We start from the raw sequence: 24,959 nt of genomic DNA, 5'->3' as shown, positions 1-24,959 counted from the left end.
TGCTTAGTAGTCTAACTGTTTAATATTCACGTTTAAAATCAATGGAATAGATAAGTTCTTGTTGTTGTATGAAGCGTGAATAGTTGTCTTTAAAGAGAGTAAAAACCTGTTCAGGAAAGCTTTCTGCAGCAATGTGAGGGGTAATAGTGATCTGGGGATGATGCCAAAATGGATGATCAGCTGGTAATGGCTCGTGTTTGAAGACATCTAAAAACGCATGCTGTAGATAATGTTGTTCAAGCGCATTCAATAAACCGTTTTCATTGACACTATTACCGCGGCCAACGTTGAAAAAGAGCGCATTTTTACAGTGTTTAAGATGTTGTTGATCAAAAAGATCATTGGTTTGTGATGTCGCTGGCAAGATAGAAACCACATAGTCGGCTTGAGCTAGAGCGGTATCAATAGCTGTGATTGGATAGGTATGATTAAAATCAGCACTGGCAGCGATACCACTACGGTTAATACCAATGATATGGCAGCCAAATACCGCTGCAACCTTAGCGAGGTGCTGGCCAATGGTGCCCGTACCAATAATTACCATGGTTTTTCCAGCAATAGATTGATAAGGAATCGGTTGCCATTGCTGCTGCTGTTGTTGTAAAGCATAGCGACAAAAATGGCGCTGGTGGTTGAGGATTTGACCCATAATATATTCAGCTATTAATGGACCAAAGATCCCGCGAATATTGGTTAGTTGATAATCTTGTCTTAAATTGGGCTGAATTAACGCATCAATACCAGCATAAGTGGATTGTAACCATTGTAAATGCGGGTAATTATTCAAGCTGGTAGCGATCAACGGTGGATCAGCAATAAGCACCGTTGCTTGGTGTGGATCTTCGGTGATTTTCAGTTGTGGTAGCTTAGCGTTAGTGAGTAATTCGACATAACGTCGCTGTTGGCGAGATACGATCTTAACTTTGATCATGCTTTTCCTTTTGTAGCATTCGTTTATCAAGTAAACTTCCACCTAAATCACTACTGTAGATTATCCCATGCTAAAGAATCCAGTCCAGTTACGTTTAGAAAAATTAGAACCTTGGCAGCACCTTACATTTATGGTGTCGTTATGTGAGCGCATGTACCCAAACTACGCCTTTTTCTGTGCAGAAACACAGTTTACAGACGGTCAACGTTACCGAGTGATCTTAGACAGTATTTGGGAGATCCTCACGGTTAAAAATGCCAAAATTAACTTTGAAAGTCAGCTTGAAAAGTTAGAAGACATGGTACCGAGTGAAAATGACTACGATCTGTATGCGGTACGTCCTGCGATTGATGCTTGTGTTGCTCTAGCTGATCTTCTACACGCGATGTTGGATCGTGATTTAATGTTAGAAACAGTAATAAAGCTAAGCGCTTTATCTGCTGAAACCGTCGCTGATTTAGAGTCGGCGCAAACGGGTATTGAAATTACTAACGATAATCAAAAACAAAATGAAGCAGTATGTGCTGAGTGGGATACTCAGTGGGAAATTTTCCGTGCTCTAAAAGAAGCAGAGCGCCGTGATATTGATTTGATCAAAGATTTACGTGCTGAATTGCGTGATGAGCCAGTGAGTAATATTGGTATTGCATTGTAATTATCCGTTAATGATTAAATAAAAAAAGAAGCCAATTGGCTTCTTTTTTTATATCTGTTGTTATTTTTATAGCAAAATATTGCCAAATTACGCTTTGAACTGTAACGAATAAATGACATTAATGATGTAATAATTAGGCGTCAGGTGTTTTTTGTTAACAGTTTGTTTAATTCGTTATGGTCGTTTATTCTGATTTTAAACTTGAAAAGCAGTGTATATGACTGGTTGGTGAGTTAACTTTACGCCATTCCACTTATTTTATTTTGGCTCTTGTAATTACATCCCCGCAGCGTTTATAACATAACCACTGCGTAGCTGGTTTGCTACGACATTCGTGGTCTGTTGGTTTGAAGGAGGCAAATATGAAATATTCTATCGTAAACACTATTGTATCTTGCTTCATCCCACCAATGGTTGCTGATAGCACAGCATCGATTGCTACTTCACAGCTCTTGCTCTCTCTGAATCTTATTCAGGGCTGACAGGCCATACCATTTTTCTGTCAGCTTGTGAGCAAGCCGGCAGGATAGACTTCACCACTTCCCGTCTCGCTTTCTCCAAGCTAAAAAGTAATTACCAAGGAATACTATGTTAAGTGCACGCAATATCGCCGCCTTAGGCTTCATGACATTCGCTATGTACTTAGGTGCTGGCAATTTAATCTTCCCTCCCTATCTAGGTTACCAAGCTGGAGATAATTTCCTCAGTGGTATGGCGGGTTTTTTATTAACTGGCGTCGGTTTACCTGCAATAGCATTAGTGATTGTGGCTTGGGTACGTGGCTCTGATAATTTAACTGCAGCGTTACCAAAACCGTTAGCGACCGGGTTCTGGGTGATGTTGTTTATTGTGATTGGCCCAGCATTTATTATTCCACGTACCATCACCGTTGCTTATCAATTTAGTTTGGCACCGTTTATCGGTGATAGTGGTTTAATCCCTTTTTCTGCAGTGTTCTGCTTAGCGGCGATTTTATTTTCTTTATACCCAGGTAAGTTAGTTGATACTTTAGGTAAATGGTTGACGCCGGTGTTATTAACGATTTTAACCATTATGGCCGTAGTTGCGGTGCTATATCCGTCAGGTCAGGTTGAAGTGGCCTCTGGTCCCTATGCGACAGGTGCAATGGCAGAAGGTATGACTCAGGGTTACATGACCATGGATGCGTTAGGCTCGATTGGTTTTGGCTGGGTGATTTTCAGAGCGATTGAAGGCATGGGGGTTAAGTGCCCGAAAGCGATTGCGAAATATACATTTATTGCGGCTCTAATGTATGCCACCGCGATGGCGCTAGTGTATTTATCATTGGCGTACATTGGAGTTACCAGCGCGAATTTAGGGACTAACTTCGCCAATGGTGGTGAAATTCTGACTGCTTTCACTAACGCGCATTTTGGTGCTTTTGGTATTATTATTTTGGGTTCAGTGTTGGTCTTGGCATGTTTGACGACGGCGATTGGCGTAACAACCGCTGGCAGTGAGTTTTATAGCCGTAGTTTTAGTAAAGTCACTTACCGTAAAAGTGTGTGGGTGATTATGGTGCTATCAGGCTTGGTTGCCAATGTCGGTTTAGCACAATTATTAGCAGTAACGTTACCCGTTGTGGTCGCATTACATCCGATTGCGATTGCGTTGTTACTGATTGCACCATTGCGTCATCAATTATCCCAAGTTGCAGTCTTAGCTGTCGTCGCAACCGCAACTGCCTTTGGTTGTATTGATGCAGTGCATATTTTGGGGGCGATGCCAGCAGCAATCGATAATGCTTTAACGGCACATTTACCGCTATATCATTATTACGCAGGCTGGATTTTACCAACAGTGGTGGTATTGATTATTGGTTGGGTTGTGAGCCGTATGACGGGTGAGCGTTATTGTGTCAATAACGGTTAGCAGCTAAATTGCGGTTAGGGCTAATGATGCTAATAAAAAAGGGACCTTAAGGTCCCTTTTTAGTTTCTAGCAATAATAATGACGTTGGTTAAATATCATCATCATTATTTTCAATCATCTTATGTTTTTTCTTCCACTTATCCCAACGTTGATAAGCTAATTGCTGCATGTCGGTATTCTTATCTGCTTCATCAACAATTTCTTCGCCAACCAAACTTTCAAAAATATCTTCCAGGGTGACGAGGCCTTGTACTGTACCGTATTCATCAACAATTAGAATTAACTGAGAACGCTCTTGCATTAAACGCTCAAACGCTTTTGGTACGCTAACATTGCTCATAATCACGGGTAGTGGACGTATTAGCGTGCCGAGCTCTTGGCCACCTTTGCCTGCTTGGCTTTCTGCAAATAGCTCTAATCGGTGTACGAAGCCGATAATATTATCGCTGTGCTCACTGAATACTAATGGGCGTGAGAATGGACTATTTTTATGTTTTGCTAAAAATTCGTTGATGGTTTGTTCTGCATTAACACGGAATAATACCGGACGTGGGGTCATGATCTTAGTCACGCTCACATCTTTAAATTGCAGTAGGTTTGTGAGAATTTTAGACTCTCCAGCACCAAGCTCACCTGATTCATGCGCTAACATTGCCATGGCTGATAATTCATCACGTAGTTTCGGTTGGACGTGACCATGAGCCAGACGACGAGTAATTTGCTCAGAGATCCATACTAACGGCATTAATAAGATCACCATCCAACGTAATAATATTGCGCTGGTTGGGGCTAATTGGCGCCAGTAAGTTGCTCCAATTGTTTTTGGAATAATTTCTGATAATAATAAAATACCGATGGTTAATGCACCTGAGAATACACCTAACCACTCACTACCAAAGACCACTGTTGCTTGTGCGCCTGCTGTTGCTGCACCTACCGTATGCGCGACGGTGTTTAGGGTTAGGATTGAGGCTAAGGGTCGGTCTATATTATTTTTGAGCGCGGCAAGTTTAGCTGCTGCGGGGTGGTTTTGTTGACGTAAAGTGCCGATATATCCCGGCGAAATACTCAATAAAACCGCTTCTAAAACGGAACAAATAAACGACACCCCTATAGCTACAGAGATGTAAATCGTAAGCAGTACCATATCAACCTGTCAATTAATCAGCGAATTTCGGCTATATTAATCGGGGCGGGTGGAAATAAAAACAACTCTTTTTTGAATGTTATTAGTAACATTTTGTGAACTTTAGCTCAGTTTATGGTTAAAGAGTCTGCATTTAGATAGATAAAAGCCGACAAACCTTTGCCACACAGGCTTCTTTTGAATTAGAGTTGGGCGGTATTAAGCCCAAAACCTTAGAAGGGAAACCTAATGAACAAGACCCAACTGATTGACCTGATCGCAGAAAAAGCAGATTTGTCTAAAGCACAAGCAAAATTAGCATTGGAAGCTACTCTTGAAGGCGTTACTGATGCGCTTAAAGATGGTGACCAGGTTCAACTAATTGGCTTTGGTACATTTAAAGTGAATCATCGTGCTGCACGCACTGGCCGTAACCCACAAACGGGTGCGGAAATTCAAATTGCTGCTGCTAACGTTCCTGCGTTCGTAGCTGGCAAAGCACTTAAAGACGCATTGAAGTAATTAAAAATAGCGCCAGCTCGCATTAGCTTCTGGCGTTTTTTTATGACACGTATAACGCTTTCTCTGGTGGTTGCATTTTTACTCACAGGCTGTGCGGCAAGCGACATGGCTGAAAATGCAGTAATAGCGCCTAAAACTGTCACTGTTGCTCAAGCAGCAACTGATGGTCCTCATTTTTATTGGTATACCTTCCGTCCTAATCAGCCTATAACGCTCAGTGAGCGTGTGTTTACCCCTAATCAAGGGCAATATCAGGCTAACTACCGTTGGCGCTCAGGAAAGCTGTTTGAGCTCTATCAACAAGGACAGCAGCGTATCGATGGTTCTCTTATTCCATTTCAATTGCAATTACGGTTTGATAGCGATGGTTTAGCGGTATTTCAACGTTATCAACAAGGGCAAACTATTTTGCCATTAACGGATGCTGAAATTACTAAGTTACGTCGGCAGGCGGCTGGATTAGCGACGAGAGTTGAACAACTTAGTCATCGCCAGCAAACTTGGGTGCAGGGACATTGGCAACAACAGCAGTTTATTCCCTGTCAGCAGCATCAAGCGGTTGAAGTGGTGGCTCAAGCGACAGCAGAAAAATTATCAGGCCAAGGCTATATGGCGGTAAGCGGTCAGTTGCAAGGACAACAATTAAACGTTGATAATATTTTATTGCAACGCAAGCAACAACAGTGTTTGGTTGCACCGAATTTATTGGAAAATTAATTTATTCGATGATTTATAAACAAAAAACGCGCCATGTGAGCGCGTTTTTTAGTTATGGATTGTTGCTTTATTGTTCGCGAGCAATAGCACGGTAGCCAATGTCATCGCGGTGGAACATTCCATCCCATGATATTTGTTTTGCTAACGCATAAGCACGCTGTTGAGCCGCTAATACGGTATCACCCATTGCCGTGGCACATAATACGCGACCACCATTTGTCACCACATCAGCGTTAAGATTATTCGTCGTACCTGCATGGAAGATTTTTTCTCCTGCTAGCTCTTGCTGAGGTAAGCCGCTAATAATATCGCCTTTGTGGTAATCGGCAGGATAGCCGCCAGCAGCAAGTACTACTCCGATAGCTGCACGTGGATCCCATTTTGATTCAACGGTATCAAGTTTGCCGTCAATGGCTGCTAAGCAAAGTTCAACTAAATCTGATTGCATGCGCAGCATAATAGGCTGAGTTTCTGGATCACCAAAACGACAGTTATATTCGATCACTTTTGGAGTGCCGTCAGCCATTATCATTAAGCCTGCATAGAGGAAACCAGTATAGGGTGCCCCCTCTGCTGCCATGCCTTCAACGGTTGGATAGATAACTTCTTGCATCACACGATCGTGAATTTGTTGAGTGACGACTGGCGCTGGCGAGTATGCGCCCATGCCGCCAGTGTTAGGACCGCTATCACCATTGCCGACACGTTTATGATCTTGGCTGGTGGCCATTGGTAGTACATTCTTACCATCAACCATGACGATAAAGCTCGCTTCTTCACCATCAAGAAATTCTTCAATCACCACACGGTGACCAGCTTCACCAAAGGCATTACCTGCGAGCATATCGCGTACTGCAGCTTCAGCTTCTTGTTCCGTCATGGCGACAATCACGCCTTTACCAGCCGCTAAACCATCTGCTTTAACCACAATTGGTGCGCCTTTTTGCTTAAGATAAGCCAGTGCTGGTTCGATTTCAGTAAAGTTTTGGTAATCAGCGGTAGGGATCTGATGACGGGCTAAAAAATCTTTGGTGAAGGCTTTAGAACCTTCAAGTTGTGCTGCGGCTTGGGTTGGGCCAAAAATAGCTAATCCTACGGCACGAAACGCATCAACCACACCAATTACCAATGGCGCTTCAGGGCCGACAATGGTTAGTTCAATGTGATTACGTTGGGCAAATTCAACTAAAGCATTAATGTCTTCAACGCCGATGTCGACATTCTCTAATTTTGGTTCAAGTGCAGTGCCAGCATTACCTGGAGCGATAAAGATTTTTTCCACATTTGGATTTTGTGCCACTTTCCAACCCAATGCATGTTCACGGCCGCCATTACCAATAATTAGTACTTTCATCATTTTCCCTTTGAGCGCTGCGCTAAAATTAATATTTTAAAACCGTCGTAACAGTGAACTGCTACGGTATTTCACTACTGTAAATCAATTCAGGCTCGATGAAGAGCCTGAATCTATTCTATCCGTTATTAGAGGTATTAATGACGGAAGTGACGCATACCAGTAAAGACCATTGCCATGCCGTGTTCATCAGCGGCTGCAATGACTTCATCATCGCGCATAGAGCCGCCAGGTTGAATAACACAAGTAATGCCGGCTTCTGCTGCGGCATCAATACCATCACGGAATGGGAAGAATGCATCAGAGGCCATTACACTTCCTGCGACTTCTAGATTTTCGTCAGCAGCTTTGATACCCGCAATTTTAGCTGAATAGACTCGGCTCATTTGACCAGCACCGACACCGATAGTCATATTACCTTTGGCATACACAATCGCGTTTGATTTAACGTATTTCGCCACTTTCCAACAAAATAACGCATCACGTAATTCGTCAGCTGTTGGTTGACGTTGTGAGACGACGGTTAGATCATCAAGCGATACCATGCCTTGGTCACGATCTTGAACTAGCAAGCCACCATTGACGCGTTTAACATCAAAAGCTGTGGTTGTGGTTGACCATTCGCCACACTCAAGTAAACGCAGGTTTTTCTTGGCAGCGATAATTGCTGTTGCTTGCGGTGAGACTTTAGGGGCAATAATCACTTCAACAAATTGACGATCAACGATAGCTTGCGCGGTTGCAGCATCAAGTTCACGGTTGAAAGCAATAATGCCGCCAAAGGCTGAGGTTGGATCAGTTTTATAAGCACGATCGTAAGCTTCAAGGAGGTTGTCACCTAGCGCGACGCCACATGGGTTAGCGTGCTTTACAATCACACAAGCAGGAAGGTCGAACTCTTTGACACACTCAAGTGCCGCGTCAGTATCAGCAATGTTATTGTAAGATAACGCTTTACCTTGCAGCTGAGTCGCGGTTGCCACAGAGGCTTCTTGTGGATTCGCTTCAACATAGAATGCGGCTGCTTGGTGGCTGTTTTCACCGTAGCGCATGTCTTGTTTTTTCTCGAATTGCTGATTGAAAGTGCGTGGGAATTTCGATGCTTGGTCACCTTCTTTGTTGTCGCCATACGAAGGCACCATGGTACCGAAGTAATTAGCAATCATACCGTCGTAAGCGGCAGTATGTTCAAAAGCTGAGATAGCAAGATCAAAACGCGTAGCATGGGTTAATGAGCCGTCATTGGTACTCATTTCAGTAAGGACGCGATCATAATCATGGGCATTGACCACAATCGTCACATCTTTATGGTTTTTAGCGGCTGAACGCACCATAGTTGGTCCGCCGATATCAATATTTTCTATTGCGTCTTCTAAACTACAATTTGGGTTAGCAACGGTTTCAGCAAACGGATATAGGTTAACTACCACCATATCAATTGGATTAATGCCGTGTTGTGCCATGATGGCATCATCAATACCGCGACGGCCTAAAACGCCACCGTGTACTTTAGGGTGAAGGGTTTTTACACGGCCGTCCATCATTTCAGGAAAACCCGTGTAGTCAGAAACTTCAGTGACTTGAATGTTCTGTTCTGCAAGTAAACGCGCGGTACCACCCGTAGATAAAATCTCTACGCCGCGGTTGGCGAGGGCGTGAGCGAATTCAACAATACCAGTTTTGTCTGATACGCTGAGCAGCGCACGGCGAATAGGACGAACGTTTTCCATTGCTACCATCTCTCTAATACACAGTGAATAGGATATTTTCCAACGCCAATCTCAGTTGGATTAGATTGGCGTTGGGAAATATCCTCGGCTAAAATCGAGCAAAGCCAAGAATTAGTGAACGATATGTATCAATCAGGTACCTATTCTACATGAATATTGGCATTGCGCAAACGTTTGCTATTTGAGGGTGATCACTGAAATATAGCGCTAGGCTAAAGGGTGTTTGAATGTATTTAATTGGGCAACTAGCAAAATTATGTAATGTCAGTAGTGATACATTACGTTTTTATGAGAAAAATGGTTTGATAGAACCTGCGGGTCGCAGTGATAGTGGTTATCGCTTATACAGTGAAGGTAATTTATCTCGCGTTAAATTTATTTTACGCGCTAAAGCGATTGGGTTAAGCCTTGGTGAGATTTGTGAGTTACTTGATATTCGACTTGAAGCAAGTCAGCACAGTTGCGCTGAAGTAAAAGCGATAACGCAAGCTAAATTGGATGAAGTTGATAGTAAAATCGCTGAACTACAACGGATTCGAGGTGCATTAAAAAAGATCAATGATGCTTGCTGTGGTCACCGTAATGATGATGCCAGCCATTGCTCTATTCTTGGTGCGTTGAATGACAGCGACGATATGGCGAACCCAGAAGTAAAGCCAGAGCCTTGTAGTTCAGGACAATGTCATTGTGATGATTAATCACTAGTCGCTTGTTTGACATTTTCAATCACATCTTTGGTGGTATCACGAAAGAAATGACCGGTGGCTTTGGTTGCGTCACGAGTCGCATGACCGACTTCGGTTAAACCTTGTTTCATGTCTTGTTTGTTTTGGCTTGAGCAACCTGCAACAGCGAAGATACTTAAAATGATGGCTGCGATAGTTATCTTTTTCAATGTTAATGACTCCAACAAATAACAATTGGGTCTAGTGTAGCTTTTTTTAGTCGTGATCCAAGTCAAAATCTGGTTAGTTTGTCATATTTTTGACGAGTATTTTTCGTTAGTGGTTCATTTAAAATTGTGATAGTTTCAGGTCTTCGAAAATTTGCTTTACCCGTTTAGCAATAAGGAAATTCAATGTTAAAAGTGAATGAATATTTTGATGGCCAAGTAAAATCTGTTGGCTTTGAATCTGCAGGCGATCATGCAAGTGTTGGTGTGATGGTTGCGGGTGAATACACCTTTTCGACAGCTGCCCCTGAGCGTATGACGGTAGTGAAAGGCGAACTTACCGTGAAATTACCTGGCCATGTTGATTGGGAAACCTATGGTGCAGGTGATGATTTTGAAGTCCCTGGTGATAGTGCATTCCACGTTAAAGTAACTAAAACTACTGCCTATTTATGTGATTACTTATAAATTACATAAGTACTGAGCTGTCATTAAAAAAGCTTCGTTACGACGAAGCTTTTTTATTGGCTGTTATTTAAGCGGAATCACGACTGATAAGTTGTGGTGCAAGTATTAAACGTTGAATCATACCATCGTCGCTTTTCATGCGAGCAAGTAAACGTCGGCCAGCGTGTTGGCCTATTTCTCTTATCGGTGAACTCACGACAGTCAGCGACGGTTGGCTTAATGTGGCTTCAGCCATATCATCAAAGCTAATGATAGCCACTTGTTGATCAATATAATTATCTTTACCAACACTTTTACCACTGCGCTTAACACCATATAGTGCCCCTAATGCAATTGTGGGGCTATGACACAAGATTGCGGTTATTTTAGGGTGCTGGGTTAATAACTGCTGCACTGTCGTTGCGGCATGTTGTTGTTGATTATCAGCTTCAAGGATCCATTCATTTTTAAACGGTAATCCGTATTGAATCAGGGTGCTACCAAAGCCCCCTAGCCGTTCTGCTCGAGTTAAAGACTCACCAGAGCCACCGACATAGGCAATATGACGATGGCCTTGTTCAATAAGATATCGACTAGCAATTACCGCTGCCTGGTGGTTATCTGGGCCAATATAATCAACCTCATTATTAACCGTTGCTCGTGCTAAACAAACCGCAGGGATCCCCGCTTGCTGCGCCATTGTAATCACGGTGGCTGTGGCTTCTCTTACTGGGCTAAAAGCAATGCCAGCGACACCTTGTTGAATCATTGATTGCACACATTGGATTAATTTTTGGGGACAGCGATTCGATTGTGCCAAAAATAACAAATAGCCTTGTTGTTCTAATTCATCACTGATACCGGCAGTAATTTCAGTATAAAAAGGATCGGTAATATCCGTTAAGACCAAGCCAATTAAATTGGAGTGAGAGGTGCGTAAATTCGCCGCCGCGGTATTACGAACATAACCTAATGCGGTAACGGCTTGGTTTACTTTATCAATGGTTGCAGGGGAGATTCGCCCTTTGTTACTGAGCACTAATGAGACGGTAGAGACAGATACATCAGCATAGGCCGCGACATCAGTAATTTTGATTTTGGGTGTCTTACTCGCCATAAGTGAATGGATCCTATTCATAATGTTACATTTAAACGTTATATCGATAGCGATTATTCTAACAGCATCACAAATTTGGAAATGGGTGTTAACTCGCTATATTTCCGTGATCTTGCTAGCGATAAAAGTTGATAAAACGTTTTATCATCTGTTGCGTAATTTATCAAAAGCGTTGGCAGAAGTCTTGAGCTCATCTTTGTCGACGTTTTTTTTCAATAAAGAGCTAAAACGATTTACCTCTTTATTATCGACATTGAATGTCTCGTTAGTGAGTGACTCATTATGGATAAATCTGTACCTAAATCTGCACCTAAAACGACCCTATGGGAATTTTTTCAAAGCTTAGGCAAAACCTTCATGCTACCGGTCGCATTATTGGCGTTCTCGGGGATTTTATTGGGGATCGGTAGCTCATTATCGAGCGCTGCAGTAAAAGAAAGCATGCCCTTTTTAGATAACACCATTTTGCAATTGTTGTTTATGTGGATGACTAAAATTGGTCTAGTGGCCTTTATTTATCTACCTATTATGTTTGCTGTTGCGATTCCATTGGGGTTGGCGCGTGAAGAAAAAGGGGTTGCTGCTTTTGCTGGTTTTGTCGGTTACTCGGCCTTAAACCTGTCAATTAATTTCTATTTAACTGTTGCGGGTGTTATTGGTAATCCAACGGAAGAAAAAGCCTATGGAGTTAAGTCAATCCTTGGGGTTGAATCAATCGATACGGGTATTTTAGGGGCCGTAATTGTCGGTATTATTGTTGCAAAACTGCATGCACGTTTTTATACCTATAAAATGCCCGATGCGTTAGCTTTCTTTGGTGGGGCTCGCTTTGTACCGATTATTTCAACCTTAGTCTTAGGTGTGGTGGGTCTAGTTGTACCTGTGGTATGGCCATATTTTGCGATGGGGATCGCTGGGATTGGTAACTTGATCTCTCATGCAGGTCCGTTTGGTCCATTCTTATTTGGTACTGGTGAGCGTTTATTATTACCGTTTGGTTTACACCATGTTTTAGTTGCATTGGTACGTTTTACTGAGGCTGGTGGCTCTTTAGAAGTGTGTGGAAAAACCGTCAGTGGCGCACTTAATATTTTCTACTCAGAGTTAGCTTGTCCAACATCTCAAGGGTTCTCTGGCTCTGCAACAGCCTTTTTATCACAAGGTAAAATGCCAGTGTTCTTAGGTGGCTTACCTGGTGCTGCTTTAGCTATGTATCATTGCGCCCGTCTTGAAAATCGCAGTAAGGTAAAAGCGTTATTATTATCTGGTGTTATCGCTTGTATTATCGGTGGTATCACTGAGCCGCTAGAGTTCTTGTTCCTCTTTGTTGCGCCAGCGCTCTATGTTGTGCATGCAATTTTAACCGGCGTTGGCTTTATGGTTATGGGCTTACTCGGGGTAACAATTGGTAATACTGATGGCAATATCATCGATTTCTTAATCTTTGGGGTATTACAAGGCACCGCAACTAAGTGGTACCTAGTGCCATTAGTCGCTGCAGTTTGGTTTGTGGTTTATTACAGTGTGTTTCGATTTGCGATCACTCGCTTTAATCTTAAAACGCCAGGTCGTGAAGTTGAAACTAAAGAAGCGTTAGCATTTGCAGTAACTGGTGAGAAAACCACGGGTTATAAAGGCGATATTATTTTAGCTGCATTAGGTGGCGCGAATAATTTAGTGTCACTTGATAATTGCATTACTCGTTTACGTCTGTCAGTGAATGACATGAGTTTAGTTAATGATGCAGTGTTAAAAGCTAATGGTGCACTTGGGGTGGTGAAGCTCGATGCTCACAATTTGCAAGTGGTGATTGGGCCTCAAGTTCATATGGTGAAAAACGAAATTCAAGGGCTGTTACCCGCTAGCGCATAACTTACCAGCGGAGCTTAAGGCTCCGCTTTTTTGTAATATTTTTATTGTTTCAGCTCCATTGTTGGTGAGGTTGTTATGTTTGATTTTTCTATTCCTGTTAATCGTTATGGTACCTATTGCACCCAATGGGATTATGTTGCTGATCGTTTTGGCAGTGATGATTTATTACCGTTTACGATTTCAGACATGGATTTTGCCGTAGCTCCGTGTATTCAACAGGCATTAGCGAGACGATTAGATCATGCGGTGTTTGGCTATAGCCGTTGGAATCATGCTGATTTTAAAGAGGCGATTAGTGGCTGGTTTCAGCGTCGTTATCACAGTGATATCGATAGCAATAGTATTGTCTACGGGCCGTCAGTGATTTATATCATTTCGCAATTGGTGCAGTTATGGACTGACGTTGGAGATGGCGTATTAGTACACACTCCCGCTTATGATGCTTTTGCGAATATGCTCAATGCTAATCAACGTCAGTTGTTAACCAGTCCGTTATTGAAAACCGAAGCTGGTAGTTATGAGATTGACTGGCCACAGTTTGAAGCTCAAGCAGCGCGTGCTGAATGTAAGGTATTGCTATTGTGTAGCCCTCAAAATCCAACTGGACGGGTATGGACGCGGGATGAATTGGTGCGTATGGCTAAGATTTGCCAGCAGCATAGCGTTAAAGTCATTTCAGATGATATTCATATGGATATTGCTTTTAGTGATTATATTCCATGGTCACAAGTGGCATGTGATCAGCAGTGGGCATTAGTTTCTTCTGCTTCTAAATCTTTTAATATTCCAGCGCTGACAGGCGCGTATGCTGTGATTGCTGATACAAGTACGCGGCAAGGGTATTTAACTCAGCTCAAAGCCGCTCATGGGCTGTCATCACCCTCTATCCTAGGGGTTATAGGTCATATTGCTGCTTATAATGATGGTGAAGCGTGGCTGATGAGTCTGAAAGATTATCTGCATGCTAATTTGGAATATGTTGCAGATACATTAAATCAGGCTTTTCCGATACTCAATTATCAAGTGCCGCAAGGAACCTATTTAGCCTGGATTGATTTAAACCCACTTAAGATTGATATGGATGCATTGCAGCAATTATTGATTAATAACTATCAAGTCGCGATCATGCGTGGTGATACGTATGGGATCGAAGGTAGTGGTTATGTGCGTCTAAATGTTGGTTGTCCACGTAGCAAGGTCGAGGTTGGAGTCGCGGCTTTAATCGCAGCATTGCAAGAACTTAGAGTCGATAATCTTTAACTAAGCGGTACGGTGATTAACGCTATCTAGAGATGGCGTTATATTGATGAGCTGTAATTAGGATGGGTTTTAAATCGTAAATCAGCTCGTAAAGTGATTAACATCAATTAGTATTATCTTCTTTGTGCAACTTGTTTTATTTGACTCTGGTTTCATATATGCTCTCTATTGCTTATATGTGTTTCAAAGGAGTTAGACATGGACCAGTGCAGTAATTGCCAGTCATATGATATGGAACGAGTACACCGTAAATTTTATCAACGATTATGGGTACGACGTATTAGCGTATGCCGTCAATGTGGAAATATTCAAAAAACATTTAAATATGCTTTCTTAGGTAAGACCAATTCTACTGAAAATCTATAGTGGTAGGTTGCGATGTGTTTATCGTCGCCCAGTGAAATTTGTTTACCTAATCATGATGTGTTTAAAACGAAAAAGCCCATTTCATCGTGATGATGAAATGGGCTTTTTTGCAATAATTAAACCAGAATGGTTTAGTTCATGCCGTATGAATTAATTTAGTGTTTTGGTTTGTGTTGGGTTGTATTTGCTTGTTGTTGTAAGTGTTTGTTTGTAATTGGTTTTTTGTTGATTTTTGTCTATGTTGGTATTGGCAGGTTTTGATTTTTATGATTAACTAAGGGTACATGTGAGGGTACATGAATGGTTTGTGCCCATGGAGAAAATAAATGCCACGGTTATTTGATAAACATTTAAAAGCAATGCTAGATAAACCTCAGACAGGAATAGTTACTTACTCTGATGGGGATGGCTTAGGTGCAAGGGTGTCATTAACAGGTAAGATTCGTTGGCAATACCGCTATAAAATAAATAATAAAAATAAGCGGTTTGATTTAGGGGATTACCCTGAACTTTCACTATCAAAAGCACGAGAAGTAGTGATGCAGTGTCGTTCATGGTTAGCTGATGGATTAGACCCAAAACATCAACGCACAATTCAAATGACAAAAACATTGAATCCAGTAACGGTGAAAGAGGCGTTAGAGTATTGGTTAGTTGAGTATGCTGAGGGAAATCGAGCTAATGTTGAGAAACATCGTGCTCAGTTTAAGCGACATATTTATTCCTATATTGGTGATTTACCTATAGAGCAGCTGGAAACGCGGCAGTGGTTAGAGTGTTTTGATCGTATTCGAAAAGGGGTGAGAGGCGAGCAAAAATCAGCACCAGTTGCTGCTGGATATATTTTACAAAACACAAAACAAGCATTGCGTTTCTGCCGAGTTCGTCATTATGCACATACTCGAGCCTTAGATGATTTGATGATTTCTGATGTCGGTTCTAAACAGCGTAAAAAAGATCGAGTATTAACCGATAAAGAACTAGCAGATGTGTGGGGAATGGTACAAACCCCAAATGCGCGTTACATGGCTTATTATCCTAATTTAATTAAATTATTAATTATTTTTGGTGCTCGAACGCAAGAGATTCGTTTATCTACATGGGATGAGTGGGATTTTGAACAAGGTTTTTGGACTGTCCCTAAAAGTCATAGTAAAACAGATGCCGTTATTATTCGTCCAATACCTGTAGAGATTGTTAGTTGGCTATTAGAATTAAAGTCAATGAGTGGTAATGAGTATGTATTAGGTGAGTTGAAGTCACCAGAAGCGGTAAGTGTTCAAGGTGGTAAAATGTGGAAGCGATTAGACCATAAAGACAAATGGACGTTACATGATTTACGTCGAACGCTAGCCACTAAACTGAATGATTTAGGTGTTGCACCGCATGTGGTTGAACAATTACTAGGTCATAGTCTTGGCGGAGTGATGGCTATTTATAACAGAAGCCAATATTTACCTGAGAAAAAGGCTGCGTTAGAGCTATGGTTGGATAGATTAGATTTACTGATAAATCCTGCTGATAATGTATTAGTAATGAAGCAACATTAAGTTTTCAAATGTAAAAAAGCCAGACGATAAGTCATAAAGACAAATGGTCTGGCTTTACCCACCCCTATCCCATATTACTAAGGATTGTTTCAGCTACTTGGCGTACCGTTCACCTAGCCAGTGGCAAATCACTTAGTACCGGAAATGCTTTAACACGACCTAATACCATTTAGGTAATTAGGTGGTGCAGCTAATGCTTTAGCATTTAAGTAAAGTTGCGTATCCAACTTTGTGTAGGAGATAAGTTCTCCTCGGACTGTTTGGGTTCGATAATTCTAGAATATTATTCTAAAACTTCAATGTCTTTATGTGAGTAACCTAATTTTAGTAAGTTTTCCCTAAGAATAAAGGGTAGTGTCATTAGGTCTGACTTACCAATATCATCTAAGCGGTTGTTGATTAATCCCGTATGAGAAAAATGATCAATAGAATCGATTACTTGCTCATAATTAGTTCGTTTATATCTTGATAAAGTTATCCATGATGCTGTTTCAGAAGGGTGGCTTAACTCTAAAGATATCTTTTGTTCAGTTTGTCTATCATTCGAATATAGTGAAAATTGAAAGTCTCTTCTCTGGTGTAAAATATAAAAAATATGATCGCTATTTTTTATAATTATTATGCGGTAATACGTTATATTTTTTTTATAGCCATGGGATCTCAGATGGTGTTTAAGAATGATTTCACCTGAAACTTTAAAATAATTTACTTTATTTAAAGTATTACCATCTTTTTCGAATTCTTCTAATTCATAAAAAAGATGTTCCATCTTTCGCTTCAATAGATGTTCAAATTCTTTGATGAAAAAATTCATTTGGCGCTCAGTTGCTAGCGCCTTCCCATTACGCCAACGTGATACTAATGCAGTCGATTTCGGACTCAACCCTGCTTTTTCTGCAATGTCGTGATTTGTATAACCATTTTCGATAGCTAGTTTGATTAACTGTTTTGTATAGCGATACGTTTTTTTTGTATTTTCTTTTTGTTCTGTCATTGTCTTACTAACCATTGAAAATGGCTGGAGGATTGATTTTATATCCACCAGCGAAGTACTTAATTATCTAGATAATCATCATTATTTGGATTATGTGCATCAGCCCAATCATCCATATCAGCATCATTATTGGGGTTGTTGATATCAGACCAAATATCTAGTTCATCTTGAGTCATATCTGATGAGTCAGGCATAGCTTACTCCTTATCTTTTAATTGGCGGCTACGGTTATCTAAAACTTTTTGATAAGTTTTATTCGTACCTGTTGTTCCTTTGTTTTTATTTGCTTGATCTGCTTTGTGATTGTTATTGTTCATAATGTGTTACCTCATTCGTTTCGTTGAGGTAACTATATGACTATGAAGAATAAATATTAAGTGATGAGATGGTGATAAATCAGTGATATTTAGTGATTATCAGTGATACATAATCAACTGGCTAAAAAGCAAGCAATAAAAAAGGCTATAGGTAAGTGCCTATAGCCTTTTTTATTATGATGTCAGGGCTTATTACTGTCCCTTCAACATATCAAACACTATCCGAGCAAAGCCTTTCGCCAGTACTGGGTTTGATAGGTATTGCATCATCATTTCTTGGTGTGATTCATTACTATCCATTACCGCATCATCAATTGCTTGTGGGAAGTCGCCTAGCATTGCTTGATCACGAGTATTGTTAGTAATCTGGGTCATTACTGCTTCGTTTTCTGATAACTTGTCACGTACAGTCTTGGCGTAGTTAATCAAATCACTATCGGTCAAGTTCTCAGTACTGAACAGCTCGTTTAAGCGGTTAAGGATCAGCGATAAGAAGTCTTCTTTCTTATCCTTAGGCTTAGCCGTACCAACGTCAGTAGTCGGCTCTAGCTTGTAATCCTCAGCATCTTCTTTGAGTTTGATATCTTGTTCACGGATCTTTGATAAGCGGTAGTGGCTCATTTCGACGTTGCTTAAATCAATCTCATCCTCTTGCACGTTTTGCTCATGCAGTAGGGGACGTAGATAACGGGCAAACAGGCTCAGTTTCTCAAGCTCTTTATCTTCATAATCGACAATTTGTGACATGAACTCAAAGAAGCGCACAAAGCTACCTAAGTCTTTCTTAAAGATTTCTAGGCGGTCTTTTTCCTGCTTACACTCTTTAAAAGCATTTTCAGCATTGGCAATTAGAACTGCATCTTTGGTCTTCTTGGTGCGCTCGAACATATCTTTCGATTGAATATACGCCTCAATCGCTGATTTATAACGATGCTGCCAACGGTCAACCGCAGGTTTACAGATATTACTTACCGCTGCGTTAGATTTTTTCTTTGTTAGGAAGGCAACACAGAATTGCTCAACCTCATTCCATAAGAAAATGCCGCTAGAACGTAGCTTTTCATACAAATCAAACACAAGGTTAGGATCGGTGACATCCACCAGCTCAGCAGTTTGATAGTAAGGTTGGAACGCTTCGAGAATATCATCAGGCTCGTTAAAGAAGTCCAACACAAACGTACCGCTTTCAGCCTTACCAAGATAAGTACGGTTTAAGCGTGAGAGGGTCTGTACGCACTCCACACCACCTAAAGGCTTATCAACATACATCGCACACAGTTTAGGTTGGTCAAAGCCTGTCTGGAACTTATTAGCTACCAGCATCACTTGGTAATCATCACTATCAAACGCTTTACGCATATCCCGTTTTTTTAAATTCGGGTTCATGTTGTTTTCAGTGAATTTCTGATTAAGTAGCGCAAGGCTATCAGGATCGTTGTCGTTAAATTCTACTTCACCCGAAAACGCCACCATTGCTGCAATGCGTTGGTAGTTGTTATCGGTAATGTATTTATCAAATGCCAGCTTATAGCGTACCGCTTCTTTACGAGAGCTAGTTACCACCATAGCTTTTGCCTGACCACCTAATAAGTGCATTACATGGTTTTTGTAGTGCTCAACAATCACTTTTACTTTCTGTGAAATGTTGTAATCGTGCAAGCGAACCCACTGATTAAGCTTGGTCTTGGCTTTCTTGCTATCGACTTCTTTATCAGCGGCTTCCATCTTCTGTACTAGCTTATACGCCACTTTATAGCTGGTGTAGTTCTTGAGTACGTCTAGGATAAAGCCTTCTTCGATTGCCTGACGCATTGAATACATATGGTAGGCTTGTGGCTTGTTTGCTTCAGACGCTGGTTCATCAGGGTTCGGTAAGCGACCAAACAGCTCTAATGTCTTGGGTTTAGGGGTAGCAGTAAATGCGTAGTAGTTAAGATTATTACTGTTCCTACGTGCTGCCATGGTTGCATCAAGAATATCTTCTGACGATAGCATCACATCATCATCGGCTTCTTCGGTCATCAATACTTCTTTAAGCTTGCGAGCAGTAGAGCCACTTTGTGAGGAGTGGGCTTCATCGGCAATCACGGCATATTTACGTTGTTTTAAGCTCACGCTGTTTTCAATCGCACGTAGTACATACGGGAAGGTTTGAATCGTCACAATGATGATAGGCTGTGAGTTCTCAAGCGCAGCCGCCAGCTTTTCAGACTTAGAGCCGTCACCTTCTTTGTTGTTGATGCGTCCTACCACACCATCAGCATGTTCAAATTGATAGATGGTGTCTTGAAGCTGATCATCGAGTACGGTGCGGTCTGTTACCACAATCACCGAATGGAATTGCTTTTCACCTTGCTCATCATAAAGGGTAGAGAGCTGGTGGGCTGTCCATGCAATCGAGTTTGATTTCCCCGAACCTGCACTGTGCTGAATTAGGTATTTGTTGCCTGTACCTTCGGTAATAGCAGCACCGATAAGTTTATTCACCACATCCCACTGATGGTAACGAGGGAAGATCAGCGTTTCTTTCTTGTATTTGCGTCCTTCCCAATCTTCTTTTTCTTCAATTTGCAGGTGAATGAAGCTACCTAAGATTTTAAGTAGGTTCTCAGGCAGTAAAACTTCATTCCACAAATAATCGGTGGCGTAACGGTTTTGATCGTCGGGTACATCGTTGCCCTTGCCGCCGTCTTTTGTGCCTTTATTAAAGGGCAGGAAGAAGGTGTCATCGCCATCTAGCTTGGTTGCCATGAAGACTTCGTATTGGCTGACAGCAAAGTGTACCAATGCACCACGTTTGAAGGTTAATAATGGCTCAGGCTTTTTGGTTTCAGGATCTTTGGGTAAACGAGTTTGCTTGTATTGCTTAATAGCATTGTGTACCGCTTGTTTGAACTCAGATTTCAGCTCAAGGGTTGATACAGGTAAGCCATTTACAAACAGCACCAAATCAATACGCCATGCTTTGGCTTTCTTGCCTGTTAAGGCTAAGTGCTCGGCAGTAGCGTAAGGGCTATAAACTAACTCAGGCACGACACGACAGATATTCTGCTCATAACGTGCCAGTGTTTCAGGGTTGAGGTTGTGCTCAGGCTTAAACTGACACAGCGAGAAACGAGCATTGCGAATCTTCAAGCCATGACGAAGCACGCCCAATGTGCCGTAAGTGCGAGAAACGGCATCTGTAGCGTTACTGTCGGCTTTTTTTAGTTGTGCCACCAGCGCATCAAGAAAGTGACGCTCGGTGTCATTGGGGTACACCTTGGAAAACTTTTCCCACTCTTTAGGTTGAGTGTTTTGCACAAAGTGCAGTGTATCTTCGCAATATAGCGCACGTTCACGATCATAACGGTCAGGTTTACCTCGTTTCCAACCGTTAGCGACCATTTGAGCGATCATTTCGTCCTGAAATATACGTTCTTGAGTGGTGTCATTAATCATGCTGTCACCTCCTGTGCAGCCTCATTTTCATCACTGCTGGTAGTCGGTGCGATCCAATTGCGAACGTCAATCTTGCCTGTGACTGCTGCTGAAATAAGGGCGGTGCGGCGTTCTTGCATTAATGTAATTGTTGATGTTGCTTTATTTATCAGAACATCAAACTTAAATGACTCTTGTTCTATATAGTTGCTAATTGAATCTTGCTCTGTTTCTGATGGTAATAAAACAAAGCAATCACCTAGTTCTTCTGCATTTAAATGCGGTTGAGCTGCTCTAGTTTTTTCTAAATCAATTTGATTATTTCTAATGTAATTGGATAAAAGAGCATAACCTAAAAAACGAGGGGTACATTTCGTTGGTGATACAACCATATCAAATCCTGCAATACTACCCGCATAATTGCGAGGAATAATAGATGAATCACCTGTTCCAGCACCGCTACGGACAACGATAATATCTCCTTCTGTTAGCCATACTATTCGTTGACTTGGAATATCATTAGGATCAACTAAGACAAGGTTAACTTCTGAAATTTTCCCCGATCGTATATTAGTAGCTCGGATCAGGGGAATACCACTATCTCTATACTTAGGTGGCTCTCCAATTCCATAACGTATTTTGGATATATGCTTTAAAGGAGCGGTCCTCCAATGCTCTGGCACTTCACCCAACCATTCAACACCCGAATCTTTCATTGGCGCTTGCGGATTTAGCCCTTTTGTCACTGCATGGCTAATCACGGCTTGGCGTTTTTCTTTTAGCAGTTTGATAAGTTGTTGCTGCTTTTCGATAAGCGTGTCGATTTTTGCCGTTTCGTAATCGAGAAAAACTGCGATTTGAGTTTGCTCAGCTAATGGTGGATAACAGACAGTTAGATTTTCTAATGTTCCCATACCAATATTTTGTTGAGTACCAAATGTCCAACTTAGTTGAACCGATTTCTGGAAAAAATCGGAACGAAGACTATTCAATAAAAAATAAGGATTATAGGATTCCTTGCATCTCATTACCGCAAGAGGCGACCAAATATTAAAGCGTTTTTGTGTTTCAACAATCGCAGTGATCCCTGTTGTAGCACCTGACTTGATCATATAAACGTCATGAAGTCGTGGGCTATATTTTTGGCTAAAAATTTCGTCATCTTTTTCGGAAATATGACCACGAATTTTATTAAAATTAATACGACCACTAGAGACTGCTTCAGCAGATACAAATGGAATACCTTCATCAAGAAATATAGGCGTTGAATGTGGACCATCTGTAATCGGCATCGATAAAATGTGTTTTATATGAGTAATCTCCCAGTGTGATGGGATTTTATCAAGCCACTTATTATTAATATTTTTATATTCAGCATATGCCTGATACTTGCTCATTACGAACGTACCTCTTGCAGTAGACTCATAATCTCATCGCTGACTAATGCTAAATCTTCATCAATGGCTTCGAGCGCACGAGGTGGTTGGTAGACGTAGAAATGGCGGTTAAATGGAATTTCATAACCCACAATGCCAATCTCACCATCTTTCTCATCACGCTTATCGGCGTTGATCCACGCATCGCTAACGTGTGGCAATACTTCACGTTTCACGTAACTTTCAATCAGCTCAGTGGTGGTGATGCTTGGATTTAGTGGTACGTTCTCGTTATCACGTAAGTCGCCATCTTGTTGGAACTCAACCACCTTACCGTTGTAGTTAAATGAACCGTATAACGGCTGTGCGGCTTCTTTGATGACTTTCTTCACCACAGGCTCGGCTTCTGGATTCTTGAACGTTACCGCATCAAAGAATTGTTTCTTCTCTTTGGCATCAAACTTAATACCCGTTGCTTTGAATGCGCCTTTCATGGTGATGTCGAATTGGTTGAAATCGTTGCTTACCAGATCTCGACCACCAGCCATCTCTTTACTAGCAGACATATCTGCAACTGCCGTTTGTAGCTGTTGTGCTTTGTCCATTAGCGAGCGTTGGAATGACCATAACTTGCTGTCTAACAGGTCTTTGATTTGTTTTTCTTTCAGTTCGCTAAATTCGGCTTTGATGAGTGCACGTACTTCGGTTTCAACTTCCGCAAGGTAGCCGTAGTTCTCTGCGTTCCATGCTGTACCAAACTCGTTATATAAACGCTCCATTGGGGCATTGAGTGGCTTGGGTGCAAAGCGAAGGCTTTCAATCGCTGCATCGGTGATTTGTGCAGATAGGCGTAGTGGGCGTTCAATGGTTAAACGACGGTAGCCAAAGTCGGTGCTGTTGAAAATCTTACTGGCGAATGTCTTTGGTGCTGCTGTTTTGCTGGTGGACGATTGACGACCACGGTTGGATTTTTGCTCTGCTGGCTTATCTAGCTCACGGGCATCAACCACTTCAAAGTTACCAAAAGTACGGGTGATGAGTTTGATGTCGTCTTCGCTCATTAGGTTACGTTTAGAGCCTAACGATTTACGCATCTTGCCACACAGGTTAGAGCCATCAATAAGTTGAACTTTGCCCTTACGCTCAGATTTTTTCTTGTTGGACAGTACCCACACATAGGTCGCAATGCCTGTGTTGTAGAACATATCGGTAGGTAGGGCGATGATGCCTTCTAATAAATCGGCTTCAAGAATGTAACGACGGATCTCACTCTCACCGCTACCTGCACCTCCCGTGAACAGTGGTGAGCCATTTAGGATAATACCGATACGACCGCCATCATTTACGCTGCCATCAACGTTGTGAGTATCACGCATCTTGCTGATAAGGTGCATCAAGAACAGTAATGAGCCATCAGACACGCGGGGTAAACCTGCACCAAAGCGACCATCAAAACCTTTTAGGGTATGTTCGTCTTTGATTTCAGCTTCGATTTTCTTCCAATCGACACCAAACGGTGGGTTAGACAGCATGTAATCGAATTGGTCTGCTGGTAGTTGGTCGTTAGATAGGGTGTTACCTAGCTTGATACGGCTAACGTCTTGCCCTTTGATTAGCATATCGGCTTTACAGATAGCGTAAGACTCTGGGTTTAACTCCTGACCAAAGGCACGCATAACCGCTTTAGGGTTCAATTCGTGCACGTATTCCATACCTGATGATAAGAAACCGCCTGTACCTGCTGTTGGGTCGTAGATAGTACGAATGATGCCATCTTGTGTAAGGGCTTGATCGTCTTCCATGAATACCAGTGATGTGGTTAAGCGAACGATGTCACGAGGGGTGAAGTGCTCACCTGCGGTTTCATTTGAGCTTTCAGCGAAGCGGCGGATTAATTCTTCAAACACTAAGCCCATTTCATGGTTAGATACTTTGCTTGGGCTAAGGTCAGTGGTTGCGAATTTCTTTACCACTTTGAATAGCAGGTTTGCGTCATCCAATAAGCCGACAAATTCATCAAACTTGAAGTGTTCAAAGATTTCACGGGCATCGGTAGAGAAACACTGAATGTAGTTTTCTAGGTTATCTTTAATGTCACTTTGACCCATCTTGCCTAGGTTCATCGGTGAGGTATTGAAGAACGACAAGCCATTGGTCGCACGTAAGATCATTTTCTCCTGCGCTTCTTCTGGAAGGTTCATTGCCTTCACTTTGTCAGCTTGAGCAACAACAGCATCTTTGCTTTCTTCCAGTACACACTCAAGGCGACGTAACAGGGTGAATGGCAGAATCACACGACCGTATTGAGATTGTTTGAAATCACCGCGAAGTAGGTCAGCTACAGACCAAATGAAGGCAGCGGTTTGGGTAAAATTAGAATTAGGCATGAAGGCTTCTTAATCAAAGTGACAATAAGATAA

General features: G+C 41.8%; 22 protein-coding genes. 10 read left to right on the top strand and 12 right to left on the bottom strand.

From position 1 onward, the window contains the following. Window positions 1–19: 19 nt before the first annotated feature. The gene (locus PPBDW_RS14605) at window positions 20–931 is read right to left on the bottom strand and encodes a D-2-hydroxyacid dehydrogenase (protein WP_036788944.1); all 912 of its coding nucleotides are present in this window, start codon (window positions 929–931) and stop codon (window positions 20–22) included. 67 nt (window positions 932–998) lie between these two features. Here PPBDW_RS14605 and PPBDW_RS14600 point away from each other — a divergent pair, with 67 nt between their 5' ends. Next, window positions 999–1,586 carry a YjaG family protein gene (locus tag PPBDW_RS14600; RefSeq protein ID WP_036788942.1) on the top strand — a complete coding sequence of 196 codons (588 nt, stop codon included), beginning with the start codon at window positions 999–1,001 and terminating at the stop codon, window positions 1,584–1,586. 588 nt (window positions 1,587–2,174) lie between these two features. Beyond that, window positions 2,175–3,479 carry a branched-chain amino acid transport system II carrier protein gene (brnQ, locus tag PPBDW_RS14595; RefSeq protein WP_036788940.1) on the top strand — a complete coding sequence of 435 codons (1,305 nt, stop codon included), beginning with the start codon at window positions 2,175–2,177 and terminating at the stop codon, window positions 3,477–3,479. Between the two features lie 88 nt (window positions 3,480–3,567). Here the strand turns inward: brnQ and PPBDW_RS14590 are convergent, their stop codons facing one another. Continuing rightward, a complete protein-coding gene (locus PPBDW_RS14590) occupies window positions 3,568–4,626 on the bottom strand; it encodes a CNNM domain-containing protein (protein WP_036788938.1) in 1,059 nt (352 codons plus the stop codon). Between the two features lie 228 nt (window positions 4,627–4,854). On the opposite strand from PPBDW_RS14590, the gene hupA reads away from it, so the two are divergent. After that, window positions 4,855–5,127: a nucleoid-associated protein HU-alpha gene (gene hupA / locus PPBDW_RS14585; RefSeq protein ID WP_036788936.1), complete on the top strand. Its 273-nt coding sequence runs from the start codon at window positions 4,855–4,857 to the stop codon at window positions 5,125–5,127. 42 nt (window positions 5,128–5,169) lie between these two features. Beyond that, a complete protein-coding gene (locus PPBDW_RS14580; RefSeq protein ID WP_036788934.1) occupies window positions 5,170–5,844 on the top strand; it encodes a DUF1481 domain-containing protein in 675 nt (224 codons plus the stop codon). A 67-nt stretch (window positions 5,845–5,911) separates the two neighbouring features. Here PPBDW_RS14580 and purD read toward each other — a convergent pair whose 3' ends face one another. Next, window positions 5,912–7,198: a phosphoribosylamine--glycine ligase gene (gene purD / locus PPBDW_RS14575; protein WP_036788932.1), complete on the bottom strand. Its 1,287-nt coding sequence runs from the start codon at window positions 7,196–7,198 to the stop codon at window positions 5,912–5,914. A gap of 137 nt (window positions 7,199–7,335) precedes the next feature. Continuing rightward, entirely contained in the window at window positions 7,336–8,928 is a 1,593-nt protein-coding gene (gene purH, locus PPBDW_RS14570; RefSeq protein ID WP_036789004.1) for a bifunctional phosphoribosylaminoimidazolecarboxamide formyltransferase/IMP cyclohydrolase, read from the bottom strand. Window positions 8,929–9,155: 227 nt separating this feature from the next. Between purH and zntR the strand changes: the two genes are divergently transcribed. After that, entirely contained in the window at window positions 9,156–9,626 is a 471-nt protein-coding gene (zntR, locus tag PPBDW_RS14565; protein WP_045043676.1) for a Zn(2+)-responsive transcriptional regulator, read from the top strand. Here zntR and PPBDW_RS14560 read toward each other — a convergent pair. Continuing rightward, window positions 9,623–9,823: a hypothetical protein gene (locus tag PPBDW_RS14560; RefSeq protein WP_036788930.1), complete on the bottom strand. Its 201-nt coding sequence runs from the start codon at window positions 9,821–9,823 to the stop codon at window positions 9,623–9,625. The two genes, zntR and PPBDW_RS14560, sit on opposite strands and share 4 nt — an antisense overlap. 183 nt (window positions 9,824–10,006) lie before the next feature. On the opposite strand from PPBDW_RS14560, the gene ppnP reads away from it, so the two are divergent. After that, window positions 10,007–10,288 carry a pyrimidine/purine nucleoside phosphorylase gene (gene ppnP, locus PPBDW_RS14555; RefSeq protein WP_036788928.1) on the top strand — a complete coding sequence of 94 codons (282 nt, stop codon included), beginning with the start codon at window positions 10,007–10,009 and terminating at the stop codon, window positions 10,286–10,288. A gap of 67 nt (window positions 10,289–10,355) precedes the next feature. Here the strand turns inward: ppnP and malI are convergent, their stop codons facing one another. Beyond that, window positions 10,356–11,384 carry a Mal regulon transcriptional regulator MalI gene (malI, locus tag PPBDW_RS14550; protein WP_036788926.1) on the bottom strand — a complete coding sequence of 343 codons (1,029 nt, stop codon included), beginning with the start codon at window positions 11,382–11,384 and terminating at the stop codon, window positions 10,356–10,358. A gap of 282 nt (window positions 11,385–11,666) precedes the next feature. On the opposite strand from malI, the gene malX reads away from it, so the two are divergent. The 4 genes from malX (at window position 11,667) to PPBDW_RS14530 (ending at window position 16,432) form a co-directional block, all read left to right on the top strand. Further along, window positions 11,667–13,256, top strand: coding sequence for a maltose/glucose-specific PTS transporter subunit IIBC (malX, locus tag PPBDW_RS14545; protein WP_036788924.1), 1,590 nt, complete (start codon window positions 11,667–11,669; stop codon window positions 13,254–13,256). A 75-nt stretch (window positions 13,257–13,331) separates the two neighbouring features. Beyond that, window positions 13,332–14,516, top strand: coding sequence for a MalY/PatB family protein (locus PPBDW_RS14540; protein WP_036788922.1), 1,185 nt, complete (start codon window positions 13,332–13,334; stop codon window positions 14,514–14,516). A 198-nt stretch (window positions 14,517–14,714) separates the two neighbouring features. Then, window positions 14,715–14,882 (top strand): hypothetical protein, encoded by a 168-nt coding sequence (locus PPBDW_RS14535; RefSeq protein WP_155395133.1) that lies wholly within the window; start codon window positions 14,715–14,717, stop codon window positions 14,880–14,882. A gap of 326 nt (window positions 14,883–15,208) precedes the next feature. After that, window positions 15,209–16,432 (top strand): tyrosine-type recombinase/integrase, encoded by a 1,224-nt coding sequence (locus tag PPBDW_RS14530; RefSeq protein WP_036788921.1) that lies wholly within the window; start codon window positions 15,209–15,211, stop codon window positions 16,430–16,432. Between the two features lie 283 nt (window positions 16,433–16,715). On the opposite strand, the gene PPBDW_RS14525 is transcribed toward PPBDW_RS14530, so the two are convergent. From PPBDW_RS14525 to PPBDW_RS14505, 6 genes are all read right to left on the bottom strand, one after another. Further along, a complete protein-coding gene (locus tag PPBDW_RS14525) occupies window positions 16,716–17,426 on the bottom strand; it encodes a hypothetical protein (protein WP_036788919.1) in 711 nt (236 codons plus the stop codon). A 59-nt stretch (window positions 17,427–17,485) separates the two neighbouring features. Further along, entirely contained in the window at window positions 17,486–17,620 is a 135-nt protein-coding gene (locus PPBDW_RS22875; RefSeq protein ID WP_258179316.1) for a hypothetical protein, read from the bottom strand. Window positions 17,621–17,623: 3 nt separating this feature from the next. Next, window positions 17,624–17,743 (bottom strand): hypothetical protein, encoded by a 120-nt coding sequence (locus PPBDW_RS14520; protein WP_036788917.1) that lies wholly within the window; start codon window positions 17,741–17,743, stop codon window positions 17,624–17,626. A 192-nt stretch (window positions 17,744–17,935) separates the two neighbouring features. After that, window positions 17,936–21,181 (bottom strand): type I restriction endonuclease subunit R, encoded by a 3,246-nt coding sequence (locus PPBDW_RS14515; RefSeq protein ID WP_207860796.1) that lies wholly within the window; start codon window positions 21,179–21,181, stop codon window positions 17,936–17,938. Next, window positions 21,181–22,560 carry a restriction endonuclease subunit S gene (locus tag PPBDW_RS14510; protein WP_036788913.1) on the bottom strand — a complete coding sequence of 460 codons (1,380 nt, stop codon included), beginning with the start codon at window positions 22,558–22,560 and terminating at the stop codon, window positions 21,181–21,183. Before PPBDW_RS14510 ends, PPBDW_RS14515 begins: the two co-directional genes overlap by 1 nt. Continuing rightward, complete coding sequence (locus tag PPBDW_RS14505; RefSeq protein WP_036788911.1) at window positions 22,560–24,926, bottom strand: type I restriction-modification system subunit M; 2,367 nt, start codon at window positions 24,924–24,926, stop codon at window positions 22,560–22,562. The genes PPBDW_RS14510 and PPBDW_RS14505 overlap by 1 nt, the downstream gene beginning before the upstream one ends. Window positions 24,927–24,959 lie beyond the last annotated feature (33 nt).

It is taken from the genome of Photobacterium kishitanii (assembly GCF_000613045.3).
GTDB lineage: Bacteria > Pseudomonadota > Gammaproteobacteria > Enterobacterales > Vibrionaceae > Photobacterium > Photobacterium kishitanii.
The sequence above is the reverse complement of the archived record's forward strand: the minus strand, read 5'-3'. Positions and strand labels throughout refer to the sequence as shown.